We start from the raw sequence: 14,934 nt of genomic DNA on the forward strand, positions 1-14,934 counted from the left end.
CATCCTAGCGGTGTCCATTCTAGCCTGTCATCCTGACTGGCGAATCTCATCCAGAGATTATCACTTCCTTGCTGACCACTCATCCTAAGTAATCAAATCTTCATCCTGAAGACACCTAGTCCATTAGGCTTTTTCCTGTTCCTGCCAACTCCCTGTCGACAAGTTAAATATTACGGCAAATGGCCGTGTTTCCTAGATAGTCTTAAAAAACATTTCAGGTGAGAAATACGCCCACAAACACACAATCAAATAAAATCAGCAACTTAGTGTAACATCAAGACGATTTCATCGGTCTAAAGCGACTTAGTCTCACATCACTTGTAAGAGATCTCGCACAAAGCGGGTATCAGAAACGGAAATTCGACTTCTGACAGGATAATTACACAGCCAAAGCTAGAAAAAGCGTACGCTCACCCCCATGTATTTGTCATGATATTAAATAAGAGATTCATCGGATGAGCCAAGCTATCTGTCGACTGATCGCTGAAGAACTGAATGTTCGTTCAGAGCAAGTCATCGCCGCAGTCAACCTAATTGACGACGGTAACACCGTTCCCTTTATTGCCCGCTACCGTAAAGAAGTCACGGGTGGCTTAAACGATACCCAATTACGTAACCTTGATAGTCGCCTTTCTTACCTTCGTGAGCTTGATGATCGTCGCCAAACAATTCTTAAGTCGATTCAAGACCAAGGAAAACTCACGCCAGAACTCGAGCGTGATATCACTCAGGCTGACAGCAAGACTCGCTTAGAAGATTTATACCTGCCATACAAACCAAAGCGTCGCACTAAAGGTCAAATTGCTATCGAAGCAGGCTTAGAACCACTTGCCGACACACTGTGGAATGAACCACAGCACGATCCAGAAACGGAAGCGGCGAACTTCATCAGCAACGATAAAGGCATTGCCGATACCAAAGCTGCTCTCGATGGTGCTCGTGCGATCATCATGGAACGCATTGCGGAAGACGCAAACCTACTAGAAAAGATTCGCCAACACCTAACACGCAACTCAGAGCTAGTCGCTCGTGTAGTGACAGGTAAAGAGCAAGAAGGCGAGAAGTTCAAAGACTACTTCGAGCACAACGAAACACTCAGCAAAGTGCCGTCTCACCGTGCACTTGCCATGCTGCGTGGCCGCAATGAAGGCTTCCTAACACTGGCGATGAATGCCGATCCTGAGCAAGAAGAAGGCGCTCGTGGTTCTTACTGTGAGAACATTATCTCTGATCACTACGGCATTACTCTGAGCAGTGCTCCTGCGGATGCTTGGCGTAAGCAAGTGATTAGCTGGGCATGGCGCATCAAGGTTTCTATGCACATGGAAACTGAATTGATGGGCGCAATGAAAGAGCGTGCAGAGATCGAAGCGATTGAAGTATTCGCAACCAACCTAAAAGACCTACTCATGGCAGCGCCAGCTGGCCCTCGAGCAACCTTAGGCTTGGACCCGGGTTTACGTACCGGTTCGAAAATCGCTGTCGTGGATTCAACCGGTAAGGTTCTGGCAACAGAAACGATTTACCCTCACCCACCTCAAAAGCAATACGACAAATCGGCACACGTGGTTGAGCAGATGGTTCGTCAATTCAATGTTGATTTGATTGCGATTGGTAACGGTACGGCTTCACGCGAAACCGACAGCTTTGTGGCTGACGTAATTAAACGCGGCAACCTAAAAGCGCAAAAGATCATTGTTAGCGAAGCGGGCGCATCGGTTTATTCCGCGTCTGAGTTAGCTGCAAAAGAATTCCCGAACATGGATGTATCAATTCGTGGTGCGGTGTCTATTGCTCGTCGTCTACAAGATCCACTGGCAGAGCTAGTGAAGATTGACCCTAAATCGATCGGTGTGGGCCAATACCAACACGATGTGAGCCAAACCATGCTCGCTAAGCGCCTAGATGCGATTGTCGAAGACTGTGTAAACGCAGTTGGTGTTGATGTGAATACCGCATCTGCCGCGCTACTGACTCGTGTTGCTGGTCTGTCTAGCACCATTGCTCAGAACATCGTGGATTTCCGTGACGAGAATGGTCGTTTTGAAGCGCGCACTACGTTGAAGAAAGTGGCTCGTTTAGGTCCAAAAGCCTTTGAACAGTGTGCCGGCTTCCTACGCATTATGGATGGCAAAAACCCACTGGATGCATCATCGGTTCACCCAGAAGCTTACCCAGTAGTGAAAAGCATCGCTGAGAAAAACCACAAAGACATCAAATCTCTGGTGGGTAACACAGACTTCTTACGTGGCTTACACGCCATCGATTACACCAATGAGAACTTCGGTGTACCAACGGTCAGCGACATCATCAAAGAGCTCGATAAACCGGGCCGTGACCCTCGCCCTGAATTTAAGACTGCAACCTTCGCCGATGGCGTAAACAGTGTTTCAGATCTAGAACCGGGCATGATTTTAGAAGGTGTGGTATCGAACGTGGCTAACTTTGGTGCCTTCGTTGATATTGGTGTTCACCAAGATGGCTTAGTGCATATTTCAGCGCTCACCGATCGCTTTGTCTCTGACCCACGTGAAGTGGTTAAAGCGGGCGACATCGTGAAAGTGAAGGTGATGGAAGTGGATGTTCAGCGTAAACGTATTGCACTGAGCATGCGTATGAAGGACGAGCCTGGACAAGACAACCGTGCTCAACGTTCAAGTGCACCTCGTACACAAAACCGCTCGAATCAAAACTCGCAAGGTGGCCAACGCCGTCGTGAAGAGCCGCAACAAAACGCTGCAATGGGTGGAGCATTCGCTGCCGCTTTTGCTAAAGCGAAAAAGTAATCCATTAGCTCATCTAAAAAGCTGATGTGCTTAAAACAGAAAACCTGCATCCCTTAGGGTATGCAGGTTTTTTTATTATGTGTTCAAAAAAGACATCGAAGCTTGGTTGAATCGTAAACTTTTGATTTATAAGACCACCAGCATCTCTGATGGAGCATGAGGCGCAACAGCATGACCATAATGATACTTTATGACCTTACGTCGTTTCTCCATCTGTCCTTCCTGAATCGCCGCATCTAAAACATGCTTTGGCAGGCGGAAACGCATGGTATAACCTTTGCCTTGATCAGCACTGTATGTTTTCAGTGCCAATAAGCTGAACAGCCGATCAAAAGGGTCTTGTGGCTCTTCTTGGCTAACCGAATTGGCCTCTGACTCGTTCTCCATTTCATAACCTGGATGGTCTGAAGGATCCCAAGCCGACTGCTGCCTTCGTTTATCGTCTGATTTTACCTTACGCTCTGCATTGGTTCTCGCCAATGCTACTGCGGGAGCAACAGGCTCTCGGACTCTATTATCACGCGCAACTTGCTCTGTTTGCACATTAACGGACGGGGCGATTAGTGGCACACTCACTGCAGTTGCAGGTGACACAATCATCGCGAACTCTCCTCAAGAATCGCCCATCACTATTGCCATAGCACTGTTATACCGAGAACGCACAACAGGCATAGCCCAACTTACCGCAATCAGCTCTGGAGAGAGTTAGGTCTGAGTATCATGCAACACGTTGGTGTTATACCAATCGTAGTAAATAACTGATCATCCTAGCTTGTTAAAATGCTCGATAACGGCGTTAGATTTTTTGATTGTAGAATAACTACTTATCGAAACTACTTGTCAAAAAAAAGCTGCCTTGTTCTCAAGCCTTTTACCTACGCTATTTTTGAACACTTACTTACTGTGATTGGTATTAGCTTATATATCGACCAAGCCGGATATATATTTAGCAATTATTTTTGTGCGAAGCTGACAAGCTCACTGCAAAAGGCATCCGCTTCGGTCATAAACGGTGCATGCGAAGACTGGGTAAATATGTATTGCTCGGTATGAGGCAAGGCTGTGCCTAAGTCTTTCGCAACCTTGATTGGCACCAATCCATCTAATCGACCATACAAGCGTAGCATTGGTACTGAAATCTCAGGCAGTTGTTCACGCAGATCGACATCCGACAGCATCTTTAATCCTGCCAATAATGAGTCAGGGTTCGGCAACGGGCGAGACAGCACCGCTTGCTTGAGTTGTTTTACATCTTGCCTTGCTGAAGGGCTGCCCATGGCTTGCAATGCCATAAAGCGTTCGATGGTGGTTTGGAAATCTTCAACCAGTTGCTCGGTGAATGCGCTTAATACGTTGGGCTGAATGCCTCGCCATAACACGGGCTCTTTTGCAGCGGCGAATTTGGGAGAACTGGCGACAGTCACCAGCTTGCTCACGTAATCTGAGTGATGGAGAGCCATGTGCGTTGCGACCAAGCCTCCAAGTGACCAACCCACCCAAATCGCTTGCTTTGGTGCTTCGGCCAAAAGCTGCTGAGCAATCTCTTCAAGATCTTGAGCGTGGCAGTGCGCGCTGTGTCCATACCCTGGTAAATCGACAACATGCACTCGAAAATCAGCTTGTAATGCATTAACGGTTTGTTGCCATACCGCACCGTTCATTCCCCAGCCGTGAACCAGTACTAAATCAGGCCCTTGCCCAGAAACATGCCAATATAACGCGTCACTCATTCTCAATATTCCCTACTTTTTCCATCAGCGATAATCCGCGCTTTTCAGTATGGTGAGCAAAAGGAACACCATAACCCAAAAGCATCACGAGCTATGTTATCCGATTGGCTACAAAAACACACACCACGTCTGGTCACACCTCAATGCCACCTGTGCAAACTTGATAAACTGCCCAGTGATACACATCCTCGATGGTGCAATTCTTGTCTCAAACTCTTTCAGCCAGTACCACGCTGCCAACGATGTGGTTTAAAAACACTGCTCACAGTAGAGCAGTGCGGACAGTGCTTATCTCAACCTCCACCTTGGCATCGCCTCTACTGTGTCGGCGATTACACCTTCCCTACAGCAGGTTACATTCAGCAAATGAAGTACGCTGATAAGTTTTGGTTTGCACGTGATCTATCTAAGCTATTGGCATCACGTATCGAATATCCTGCTCCGCTGATCACCAGCGTGCCGCTGCATTGGCGTCGATATACTCATCGCGGCTTTAATCAAAGTAAGCTGCTAGCCGACTACACGGCTCAAGAGCTTGGCGTTGAAAGTGATGTGCTCTTTCGTCGAATTCGCTCAACGGCTTCCCAGCAGGGGCTGACTAAATCCGTACGATTACACAATCTAAAGAGCGCTTTTGCGCTGCGAAAACAAGACGTTCAAGGAGCTATCCCCTCTCACGTCGCGATAATTGATGATGTTGTAACCACCGGCAGTACTGTGTATCAATTATGCCAATTACTACTTGAAGTGGACGTTAAAAGGATTGATATTTACTGCATCTGCCGCACTCCTGAGCCCTCTGGATAAAAGCTGTGAATCACTACTTGTACAGCAATCCAACAAAAAAGGGCTGAATTACAAATCTGACAGGAGTAGAATGGCGCTAATAACCTACAAATCTACTCAGGTATTCGTCGTGTCAAATATTACTATTACAGAAACAGCTCAAACTCATTTTGCCAATCTGCTGTCACAGCAGCCTGAAGGTACAAACATTCGTGTGTTCGTGGTAAACCCGGGTACACAAAACGCAGAGTGTGGTGTTTCTTACTGCCCAACAGATGCTATCGAAGCGTCTGACACAGAGCTTAAATTCGAAGCTTTCTGTGCATACGTAGATGAGCTAAGCCTACCGTTCCTAGATGAAGCTGAAATTGACTTCGTTACTGACAAAATGGGCTCTCAGCTAACGCTTAAAGCACCAAACGCTAAGATGCGTAAAGTCGCAGACGATGCACCACTTCTAGAACGTGTTGAATACGCAATTCAAACACAAGTTAACCCACAACTTGCTGGTCACGGCGGTCACGTTAGCTTGGTAGAAATCACTGAAGACGGCGCAGCTATTGTAGCATTCGGTGGTGGTTGTAACGGTTGTTCTATGGTTGATGTAACGCTAAAAGAAGGCATCGAGAAAGAACTTCTTCAACAGTTTGAAGGTGAACTGACTGCTGTTCGTGATGCAACTGAGCACGATCGTGGTGAGCACTCTTACTACTAATCACTGATTTAGTGTTAGTTGTTATTTGAAAGGTTGATGCGCAAGCATCAACCTTTTTTGTTATGTGGATAAGCAAGTTAGGACTATCGCGTTCTCTCTATACTCTCTTGCTATACAACCATATTTTCACCTCGTTACCATCTTGAGTAAGGTATTCAAGTGATCGTAATCGATTCCTGCTTCAATAATTTTCGGATATGAAAACTCGGATCTAGGAACTCAAGGTCATTTCCCCTATATTAGAATGACTTTATAAGAAAGAATTCCAATGAGCTAAGGAGCGAGCGCAATGACGAAAAGGACCAAGCCAGAGATTTTGGCTAAACAAACTGTCGCTCAATCAAGACTATTCTCTATCGAGTCTCTCGACTTACGCTTTTCAAACGGCGAAGAGCGCACTTACGAACGCATGAAGCCCAGCGGGCGCAACGCAGTGATGATGGTTCCTATTACTGAGCAAGGCGATATTCTATTAGTACGTGAATATGCAGCGGGAACTGAACGCTACGAACTTGGCTTTCCAAAAGGGCTGATTGATCCAGGTGAGCAGCCAAACGAAGCCGCCGTTCGCGAACTCAAAGAAGAGATAGGCTTCGGTGCCAACAAGCTTACTCCGCTGAAGGAAGTGATCCTTGCACCCTCTTACTTCTCTAGCAAAATGACGCTGTTTATTGCAGAAGACCTCTACCCAGAAAAGCTAGAAGGTGATGAGCCAGAGCCTCTCGATATTGTGCGCTGGCCACTTGCTCAAGCCGAAGAACTGTTAACACATCTCGATTTCTGTGAGGCTCGGAGTATTACAGCCCTGCTTTTAAGCCTTCGTGTATTAAACAATAACTAGAACATTCAGGCTCGCTCTAAGAGTAAGAGAACATTTATGCCAATAACAAAAGATTTGTCTCACCTCCTACCCTCTGTCATTGAGATTGCTCGCTCTGCTGGTCAACTCATCTTAGAGATCTACGAGAAAAAGGATTACGAAGAGTTCATTAAGAGTGATGACACTCCAGTAACCAGTGCCGATCTTGCAGCACATAAGCTGATATTAAAAAAACTCAGTGAATTGACGCCTGATATTCCCGTATTATCCGAAGAAGACGCCGACATCAGCCTAGAGCAACGCTCTCAATGGGATCGCTACTGGTTAGTTGACCCACTGGACGGCACCCAGGAGTTCATCGCACGAAGTGGTGATTTCGCGACAATTATCGCCCTAATCGAGCATAACAAGCCAGTGATGGGCGTGGTATACGCACCCGTTTCAGGTGTGAGCTATTACGCTTACAGTGGCAAAGGCGCTTGGAAGATCCCAGACCTTAATGACAGCGTGAAAATCAAAACGCATCGTCACGAGCTGCCAAACCAGTCAATCGCCATGGCGATCAGCCGTCGCCAGGACATCAATCGCATCACTAGCCGTATGAGCTCAGCATGGAATTATGATTTGGTTCCTCTAGGCTCAGCAGCGCTTAAGGCATGTTTAGTAGCAGAAGGTGCTGTGGATTGTTATCTGCGCCTTGGACCAACCGGAGAGTGGGATACCGCCGCAACCCAGTGCATTGTTGAAGAAGCTGGCGGACGTATCTTAAGTACTCAACTAGAACCACTTTCGTACAATGAAAGAGAAACGCTTGAGAATCCAAACTTCATTGTGCTCGGTGATGCCGACTTACCGTGGGTAGAAATTTTGCAAGGCAAAGACTAGGCGAGTTTGCTCCCTTTAACCGTCAGATATCCTCTAGATTCTCAGAACAAACAAAACGGGCACCTCAGTGAGGTGCCCGTTTTTTATATCTCGTAATTTAGTGACCCTAGCTGTTTAGCTAAAAACGACCTTGATAAGTAAACTGGTACTTACCTTGGCTATCAGGGTTGCCCAACCACTTAAGCTGACTCTGCATTGCTGGCGGGAATTCCGCCCCCGGCTTAAACCATGCCGCCGACGTATAGCGTTGGTTGGGTGTTACGCTCGCTGAAAACTCACTGTCTACCTGATCGCTCTTCTGAGTGCCTTTCGCTGCAATTGTGCTGTCTTCACAGGTTATGTCTGCAATCACAGGGCCAAGGTCTAGCGAGCCAACAGGAGAGTCGACTGCGGCACCAGACCAAGCCAGTGTACCTTCGCCAGATTGACACCAAGGCTGAGCGTGAACCGCATGCTTGATCGTCAGTTCAACTTGTCCACCAATAGAAACCGGTACTGGAATAGCTGGAGCGTATTTCATCACGTTCATAGCAGGCATTGATGCGACTAAGTTTTCCGCATACGCGCCGCTCATGCTGTACCCGACACGCCCTTTACCTGATAAGTTCATGTCACTGTTACGACCAAAACGAACCGCCAGTTCTGCTTTGGCTTGAAATAGCTTAGAAAACTGGAAATCCCACTGCACTGAACCGTAATTGATGCGCTGCCACACGATGTTGTTAGCGCTGCCTTGCCAAACCGTTCCTTCAACACCTTCAATATTCAAGCCACGCACAGCCGGTGCATGTTTGAGTACAAAAGAGGCCGGTAGATGCAGCAACAGACTAACCGAGAAAAAGACAATAAAGATGCCGCCAAAAAGTAAACCTAACTTCAAAGATAAACCGCGTTTCACATTAACCTCGTTTAAACTGTAGTCGGTTGACCTCAATAACCCCTGGGTTATCGGAGCGATCAATGTCCATAAACTCAACTTCGACACCCTGCTTCTCTTTCAAGTATGTCAGCCAATCTAAGAACTGATTAAAAGGCACAGGTTTCACCCAGACTTGCAGCATCTCGCCACGCGGCTGAACTCGAATTAATTCAATCTTGAAACGACGCATAGAAGCTGGCACAGATTGGTTTAAAGGCTGGCTAGCAACAATCCCACCACTTCCTCGCAGCTCCACCACTTCGTTGGCTTTATTGGTTACCCAAGTCAGCAGTTGCTTCTCACTTTGAATACGGGTCTGCGCAAGTTCAGCTCGCTGACTGAGTGGCTGGATTAGCCCCCAATAAACGACACCGACCACCAATAAAATTGAGCAACCAATAACTAATCGTTGCTCTCTTTGACTTATTGAAGTCCACCACGCTTGGAGTGGCTCAATCATATTTCTCATCACTGATCTCCTTACGCAGGTTATTGATGGGGTTTAAGAGTAAAGCTGCCAAATACGGCATCGCCATTACGGTTTAATGGACCTTGTTCGACGGTAAACTTCTCTTCGAGCTTCACTCTCGCGGTCTCAAAATGTTGGAAGTCAGAGCTTTTCGCTTCCAATCTCACCTCTGAGCGGTTGCCGTCGTAGCGAATACTATTCACTTCGATGGCTTTCACTTGTCCTAAAGTTTCTGGCAGTAACGCTAGCCATCCAAGTAAGGAATCACCATCACCCGAGCCACCATACTTCTTAGCTTCGTCGTTCATCTGGCGCTTAAGGTAGCTGACCGTCGGAATACGTTGCTTGCCCGGAAGTACGCTTCTAAAAATACGTTCACTCTCCGTTCGGTACGCTTCGGCTTGTGCTTCGTACTGCTGAACCTTTAAGACTTGCTGAGTGACGATCACCGCCACCAGCAAACAAGCTGCGATCGCTACTTTTTGCCATACACGCCAGTACTTACTGAATGAAGATTTGGTTTTAAAGGTGCCAGTCAGTAAGTTTACGCCACTTGTAATGGCTTGTTGGCTCAGTAAAGACATCACCAGTTCCGCAGGCTTTGCTTGCCAATTCGCACCGCTTTGCTGTTGAACGTCATCGCTCGGCATCGCGGTGTAGCTGAAGATAGTCGTCGCTTGCTCTTCGTCATCAGCAACAACCCAATCACTTTGCAAAAACATCGGTAACCATGCTTCGCTGATCGATACAGCTTGATAGTTACCTTGACGTAATAGCCAATGCTGGTCGATCTGTAATGCACTGATGCCTTGCTCTTCAAAAGGCACGGCCAGTGTATCTGGCAACACCTTACGGAAGATAATATTGGCTTCGCGGAACAGGTCTAACGCTTGCTTTAACCATTCACGATCGACACCACACACTGTTGCGTGCGTTGCGTCTTTATCTAAAATAGTCAGGTGTAAGTCTTCGATATCTTGTGCCACTTCGTCTTCTAATAAAAACGGCAGCATAGAGTCGAACTGGCGAGCAGCACCTTTCGGGATCTCAACACGCTTAATTAAGCATTCATTTCCCGGCAATAAAGCGATACAGCTGCGCTTTTCAGCGTAAGGCGTTAACTCATCCAGCTGCTCCCAGCTAGACAGTTCGCCACTTGCTATCACTTCTTGTTGGCTTGTCGACCAAACTAACCACTGCACAGGGCTTTGTGGTTCGCTACTCAGTCGAACGGTCAGAAACTCGCTCACTGATTCCTCCAAAACGACGGCGTACTACCGTCACTGTTTCTCGATTACTACTATAGAAAAGCGTCCGTATACGTACACGTGACTGCTCAACTAATACCTCTGCATCAAGCTCAAAATAGGCGCTATCTACAGTTAAATATGCTTTCGCTTTCTTGCTGACTTCGGCACTCACACCCACAATGGCCGGTTCAGCCATAAACGCATCCACCGTATCCCAGCCATCGAATGGGCGTTTGTCTATCAGCTGTTTGGCATCCGATTCACTTAAGCCGGGGGCAAACATCGCTTCCAATAACGGCGCCTGCTTTTCCGTAAGAGTATTCACATTCAAACGGAAATCGTCGCTCGGCAGAGCACAAACAAAGGGGCGAACCTTATTCATCACCTCACCCGTGACTTGATAAACCGCGCGTAGCTCGGACTCATCGGCCATTAAGCCATTCGCTGCCAAATAAGATGGCTTCATCGCCTCATAAGTACTGTCTTCTACACCAGCTGAAGAGGTGGTTCGGGTATCACTATCAACAAATTCCCAGCTTGAATGTGCAATAACCTCGGCCTGATAAGGCTCAACATCTTGGTTTTCCAACAAGGTTTGCCAAACCGTAATTAAATAAGGTGTTTGGTTACTTGAAGTCGTCGCCACACCAGCCAACGCATTGAGATTAAAACATGCCTGAGCATCAACAATACGGCCTTTAACTTGACCATAATCCAACGGGTATACCTGTTCTTCTAACGCCCATGGTTGACTCAAGTTGACGGTATCACTGTCTTTGTAGCTTTGCCTAATGCCGTCTTGCACCAGCGCTTCGACACCAATGCTGTACCAGTAAGCCTGTTGGTAATTCAGTTGATTTCCCACGCGCTTAAATTGAGTAAACAGGCGTTCCGACATACTGCCTGCGATGGTTGCCATTATCGCCAGTAGCATCAGGATAATGATCAGCGCAACACCTCGCTGCTTGCGCCCCATGGCAGACCTTGTCAGTGCAAACTTATTAGTTCGATGAGTCATTATTCCCCTCATTACTACTTGAAGAGTCACTGTTTGAAGAATCATCGGCCTGATCGAGCGTGCCACCTGGGGTGAGATAAATACGCTCTATCTCACCATAATCTTTCAAGGTTAGCTTTAACCTTACCGCTTTCGGTAGCGATTTGTCGGTTTGCCACTCTTTCCCCCAGCGGCTTCCGTCATAAAACTCGAATTCCAAGCTTTCAACATCATCAAGCAAAGGCGTAATCACACCTTCTTGACCTGCAGGGGTATCGGGGTAGCGCCACCACACACGCTCAAGCGTTTCTTCTTTAATGCGGTAACCCACTTTGGTGACTTCTCCGCGAGGAAACTGCTGCTGCGGGTTATGCCAACCCAAACGAGTAAACATGATGCCAACACTGTCGGAATCCAGTAAATACTCTTTCAATAAGATCAGCTTAGATGATGCTTCTTCACCATCGGTGCGAAATTGTCTCGCTGCCATCTGACGAAAATCATTATCTAAAATGACCAAGCTACGCTGTAATTGATTCAAGCGCGCACTGCGTTCAATTGAGATTTCATTACTTCGTTGAACTTGGTTTACCACTTGATAAGCCGCCATGCTTAACGTGGCAAAGATAGCGATCGAGACCAAAACTTCGATTAAGGTAAAGCCTCTCCCTTTCGAGGATAGTCTTTGTTTGCGTGACAGACACTTAGATGAAACCTTAGCTGATGGCTTGACCCTACTTAACGACATGCTTTTATTTGACGACATGCTCTTATTTGACAACATAGCTGCGCACCGTAACCACTGGAGAGGCCTTCTTACTGGTTGCCGCGCTTACATCAAACGCCTTTAACAAATCACCGCTAGTATCAATTGGCGTCACTTTCCAGAACCACTCTCTTCCTGCTAACTCTTGCGTGCCCTGCGCTTTTTTAAGCTTGTCAGGATGCAGCATGACGAGAGCCATTTGATTGTCTACTACCATAGCTGCGAAGGTTTTTTCTTCTAGATAGCTAAGGGTATTAATGTGCTGAGTGACGGCACGAATAACACTGATCGCTGCCGTTGCGAAAATAGCGAGCGCAACTAATACTTCAAGCAGGGTCATTCCTCGAGAACCAAGAGTCATACCACGAGAACGATAAGGAGAGCCGTTATTCCTCTTCATCTTCTTCTCCTGGCTCAAGCAATCGAATAACGCCATTATCCAACACTCGAATGCGCCAACCATCTTGTATGGTGTCACCTGTATTTGGATAAAACGACAGCACAAATGGTGTCATTTCAGCACTCGACAAGATGTAGATCTGTGGTGGTTTCGGCTTCTTTTCCTCTTCAAGATCAGCAAACATATCTTCATCAAACAAGCTTCCTGGGTTGAACAACCGATCATCGTCTTCCCATGCGCCACCACCTAAGGTCAGTGACAATGCGAGTTCTTCCGGTAGTTCAGTTAAAGAGGGGATTTTTTCAAAATCGACTTCTTGCCAGCCTTCAGACTTAAGCGCCATCAGTACATAGGTCGATTTCTTTTCATCAACTCGAACGCCAAAATCTAAGCCGCTCAAAATAGCCTCTTCATTGAGTAATTGAACTCGCTGATAAAAGCTTTGAGCGTATTTTTTAGCAACATCTTTGCTATTGGTAGGAATGGTCGCGATCACCGCAACCGCCGTTACTGACAGTAGTACCAACACCAAGAGAATCTCAATCAAGGTGAAACCTGGCTGTGTTTGCTTAGTTTTCACCTTTAGACTCCATCTGTTTACGTCCTACCATCAATAACGTATCAAGCATCAATAACGAATCAAACAATAAGCTGAAGCTTATTGGAAATCCTGCATGTTCCAGTTGCCGATATCCGCCGCAATACCTTCACCACCTTCTTGGCCATCAGCACCAAGAGTGAAAATATCAATAGTGCCGTTATCACCAGGGCTTAGGTATTGGTACTCGTTACCCCATGGGTCGTTTGGCAGACGCTTGATGTAGCCACCGTCGCGGTAGTTACGAGGCTCTGGGCTGCTTGGCTTAGAAACCAATGCATCAAGACCTTGATCCGTTGTTGGGTAAACGCTGTTATCCAGTTTGTACATATCTAGCGCGTTCTCTAGCGCCACAATATCAGTGATGGCTTTTTGTTGGTCAGCCTTCTCTTTGTTACCCAATAGGTTAGGTACAACAAAGCTCGCCAATACGCCAAGGATAACCACAACAACCATCACTTCTAATAGGGTAAAGCCTGATTGTTTCTTCATTCTGTTTTTCATTATTTTCTCCAAATTACAGACAGCGAGTTGAAGGTAATAATGTCCTTCTTCTCGTTAATCCAAAAACTAACGTCTTATGAGCAGTTGATTAACCACTCATCAAATTATTCATTTCAAGCATCGGCATCAGAGTCGCCATCACAATGAACAGCACTAAGCCTGCCATCAAAGCGATAAGTGCTGGCGTAAAGATACCTAACGCGATATTCACGGTCGATTCAAAGCTTTGATCCTGGTTATCTGCCGCTCTTGTTAGCATTTGCTCTAACTGACCACTCTGCTCACCACTGGCGATCATATGCAGCATCATTGGAGGGAAGAGTTTGGTTTGATCGAGCGCTTTACGCAGGCTTGCCCCTTCTCTAACACTGTCTGACGCCTGCAGTACTTGTTGCTTCACATGGTGATTCGACATTACATCAACCGCAACCTTCATCCCTTCAAGAATAGGAATCGCACTCGAGGTACAAATAGAGAGTGTTCGAGCAAAACGAGAGGTATTGATCCCTTTCGCTATTTTACCAATCAGCGGGATACTCAATAATTTTCGATCCCAACTCATGCGAACACCCGGCTTTTTCAGAGCGGTCTTAATCAACACAATCACACCGATGATCAACAACAGTAATTGGATGCCCCAATTCTGGATAAATTCACTCGATGCCAATAAAAATTGTGTCGATTGAGGAAGTTCTTGGCCCATTTGGATAATCGGTTCAACGATCTTAGGTACCACGGTTGCCAGCAGGAACGAAACAATCGTCACCGCAAACACCACCAGCACCACAGGGTAGATCATCGCTTGCAGCAACTTAGAGCGCATCTTCTGACGGTTTTCTGCGTAATCAGCCAGTCGCTCCAATACCGCATCTAAGTGACCCGATTTCTCACCAGCCGCGACCATGGCTCTAAACAGTTCATCAAAGATATGTGGGTAATCAGCCAAGCTATCGGCTAGCGAATAACCTTCCGTTACCTTCGAACGAACCGCCAGTAACATGGTTCGAATACGTGGCTTTTCAGATTGCTCCGCCACGGCTTTCAAGCACTCTTCTAGCGGCATGCCTGATTGCACCAAGGTGGAAATTTGGCGAGTAATCAAAGCAAGGTCTGGCGTGCTGATACCACGCTTAAAGCTAGTCGAAGGCTGTGCACCTTTCGCTGTTTTGGCCTTGGCTTCGGTCATCTCAACCGGCATCAAGCCTTGTTCTTTTAAGCGCTGGCGAGCCTGACGAGCGTTATCCGCTTCAATCGAGCCCTTTTTGCTCTTACCCTTGGCATCCAGTGCTTTGTATTCAAATGCCGCCAT

At 46.8% G+C, this 14,934-nt stretch carries 16 protein-coding genes; 5 read left to right on the top strand and 11 right to left on the bottom strand.

All coding sequences use genetic code 11. From position 1 onward, the window contains the following. The first annotated feature begins 455 nt into the window (after positions 1-455). Complete coding sequence (locus AB6D06_RS06880) at positions 456-2,786, top strand: Tex family protein (RefSeq protein WP_372110058.1); 2,331 nt, start codon at positions 456-458, stop codon at positions 2,784-2,786. A 126-nt stretch (positions 2,787-2,912) separates the two neighbouring features. Here AB6D06_RS06880 and AB6D06_RS06885 read toward each other — a convergent pair whose 3' ends face one another. Both AB6D06_RS06885 and bioH read right to left on the bottom strand, forming a co-directional pair. Continuing rightward, on the bottom strand, positions 2,913-3,386 hold the full coding sequence (locus tag AB6D06_RS06885) for a hypothetical protein (protein ID WP_017063078.1): 474 nt from the start codon (positions 3,384-3,386) through the stop codon (positions 2,913-2,915). 353 nt (positions 3,387-3,739) lie between these two features. After that, on the bottom strand, positions 3,740-4,516 hold the full coding sequence (gene bioH / locus AB6D06_RS06890) for a pimeloyl-ACP methyl ester esterase BioH (RefSeq protein WP_017063077.1): 777 nt from the start codon (positions 4,514-4,516) through the stop codon (positions 3,740-3,742). A 93-nt stretch (positions 4,517-4,609) separates the two neighbouring features. Here bioH and AB6D06_RS06895 point away from each other — a divergent pair, with 93 nt between their 5' ends. The 4 genes from AB6D06_RS06895 to cysQ all read left to right on the top strand — a co-directional run bounded on the left by AB6D06_RS06895 (position 4,610) and on the right by cysQ (position 7,722). After that, positions 4,610-5,323 carry a ComF family protein gene (locus tag AB6D06_RS06895; RefSeq protein ID WP_372110059.1) on the top strand — a complete coding sequence of 238 codons (714 nt, stop codon included), beginning with the start codon at positions 4,610-4,612 and terminating at the stop codon, positions 5,321-5,323. Positions 5,324-5,432: 109 nt separating this feature from the next. Then, the gene (nfuA, locus tag AB6D06_RS06900; RefSeq protein WP_029235103.1) at positions 5,433-6,017 is read left to right on the top strand and encodes a Fe-S biogenesis protein NfuA; all 585 of its coding nucleotides are present in this window, start codon (positions 5,433-5,435) and stop codon (positions 6,015-6,017) included. Positions 6,018-6,306: 289 nt separating this feature from the next. Next, entirely contained in the window at positions 6,307-6,858 is a 552-nt protein-coding gene (nudE, locus tag AB6D06_RS06905; RefSeq protein WP_017062476.1) for an ADP compounds hydrolase NudE, read from the top strand. A 36-nt stretch (positions 6,859-6,894) separates the two neighbouring features. After that, positions 6,895-7,722, top strand: a complete 828-nt coding sequence (gene cysQ, locus AB6D06_RS06910) for a 3'(2'),5'-bisphosphate nucleotidase CysQ (protein WP_017062477.1) — start codon at positions 6,895-6,897, stop codon at positions 7,720-7,722. Between the two features lie 118 nt (positions 7,723-7,840). Here cysQ and AB6D06_RS06915 read toward each other — a convergent pair whose 3' ends face one another. The 9 genes from AB6D06_RS06915 to gspF all read right to left on the bottom strand — a co-directional run bounded on the left by AB6D06_RS06915 (position 7,841) and on the right by gspF (position 14,934). Next, positions 7,841-8,620 (bottom strand): type II secretion system protein N, encoded by a 780-nt coding sequence (locus AB6D06_RS06915; protein ID WP_372110060.1) that lies wholly within the window; start codon positions 8,618-8,620, stop codon positions 7,841-7,843. Position 8,621: 1 nt separating this feature from the next. Further along, complete coding sequence (locus tag AB6D06_RS06920) at positions 8,622-9,110, bottom strand: type II secretion system protein M (RefSeq protein ID WP_171732293.1); 489 nt, start codon at positions 9,108-9,110, stop codon at positions 8,622-8,624. A 20-nt stretch (positions 9,111-9,130) separates the two neighbouring features. After that, a complete protein-coding gene (gspL, locus tag AB6D06_RS06925; protein WP_372110061.1) occupies positions 9,131-10,360 on the bottom strand; it encodes a type II secretion system protein GspL in 1,230 nt (409 codons plus the stop codon). Next, positions 10,329-11,378: a type II secretion system minor pseudopilin GspK gene (gene gspK / locus AB6D06_RS06930; protein WP_372110062.1), complete on the bottom strand. Its 1,050-nt coding sequence runs from the start codon at positions 11,376-11,378 to the stop codon at positions 10,329-10,331. Before gspK ends, gspL begins: the two co-directional genes overlap by 32 nt. Next, positions 11,362-12,141 carry a type II secretion system minor pseudopilin GspJ gene (gene gspJ / locus AB6D06_RS06935; RefSeq protein WP_372110063.1) on the bottom strand — a complete coding sequence of 260 codons (780 nt, stop codon included), beginning with the start codon at positions 12,139-12,141 and terminating at the stop codon, positions 11,362-11,364. Before gspJ ends, gspK begins: the two co-directional genes overlap by 17 nt. Continuing rightward, on the bottom strand, positions 12,128-12,523 hold the full coding sequence (gene gspI / locus AB6D06_RS06940) for a type II secretion system minor pseudopilin GspI (RefSeq protein ID WP_010433567.1): 396 nt from the start codon (positions 12,521-12,523) through the stop codon (positions 12,128-12,130). The genes gspJ and gspI overlap by 14 nt, the downstream gene beginning before the upstream one ends. Next, positions 12,510-13,103 (bottom strand): type II secretion system minor pseudopilin GspH, encoded by a 594-nt coding sequence (gene gspH, locus AB6D06_RS06945; protein ID WP_017062484.1) that lies wholly within the window; start codon positions 13,101-13,103, stop codon positions 12,510-12,512. Before gspH ends, gspI begins: the two co-directional genes overlap by 14 nt. Positions 13,104-13,181: 78 nt before the next feature. Next, positions 13,182-13,625 (bottom strand): type II secretion system major pseudopilin GspG, encoded by a 444-nt coding sequence (gene gspG / locus AB6D06_RS06950; protein ID WP_017062485.1) that lies wholly within the window; start codon positions 13,623-13,625, stop codon positions 13,182-13,184. An 88-nt stretch (positions 13,626-13,713) separates the two neighbouring features. Beyond that, positions 13,714-14,934, bottom strand: a complete 1,221-nt coding sequence (gene gspF, locus AB6D06_RS06955) for a type II secretion system inner membrane protein GspF (RefSeq protein ID WP_048661299.1) — start codon at positions 14,932-14,934, stop codon at positions 13,714-13,716.

Source organism: Vibrio sp. 10N.239.311.G01, assembly GCF_041465805.1.
GTDB lineage: Bacteria > Pseudomonadota > Gammaproteobacteria > Enterobacterales > Vibrionaceae > Vibrio > Vibrio crassostreae_C.

Coding starts and splice junctions, on each gene's coding strand:
- AB6D06_RS06880 (WP_372110058.1), top strand. CDS start 456: ATGAGCCAAGCTATCTGTCGACTGATCGCTGAAGAACTGAATGTTCGT.
- AB6D06_RS06885 (WP_017063078.1), bottom strand. CDS start 3,386: ATGATTGTGTCACCTGCAACTGCAGTGAGTGTGCCACTAATCGCCCCG.
- bioH (WP_017063077.1), bottom strand. CDS start 4,516: ATGAGTGACGCGTTATATTGGCATGTTTCTGGGCAAGGGCCTGATTTA.
- AB6D06_RS06895 (WP_372110059.1), top strand. CDS start 4,610: ATGTTATCCGATTGGCTACAAAAACACACACCACGTCTGGTCACACCT.
- nudE (WP_017062476.1), top strand. CDS start 6,307: ATGACGAAAAGGACCAAGCCAGAGATTTTGGCTAAACAAACTGTCGCT.
- cysQ (WP_017062477.1), top strand. CDS start 6,895: ATGCCAATAACAAAAGATTTGTCTCACCTCCTACCCTCTGTCATTGAG.
- AB6D06_RS06920 (WP_171732293.1), bottom strand. CDS start 9,110: ATGAGAAATATGATTGAGCCACTCCAAGCGTGGTGGACTTCAATAAGT.
- gspK (WP_372110062.1), bottom strand. CDS start 11,378: ATGACTCATCGAACTAATAAGTTTGCACTGACAAGGTCTGCCATGGGG.
- gspJ (WP_372110063.1), bottom strand. CDS start 12,141: ATGTTGTCAAATAAGAGCATGTCGTCAAATAAAAGCATGTCGTTAAGT.
- gspI (WP_010433567.1), bottom strand. CDS start 12,523: ATGAAGAGGAATAACGGCTCTCCTTATCGTTCTCGTGGTATGACTCTT.
- gspG (WP_017062485.1), bottom strand. CDS start 13,625: ATGAAAAACAGAATGAAGAAACAATCAGGCTTTACCCTATTAGAAGTG.
- gspF (WP_048661299.1), bottom strand. CDS start 14,934: ATGGCGGCATTTGAATACAAAGCACTGGATGCCAAGGGTAAGAGCAAA.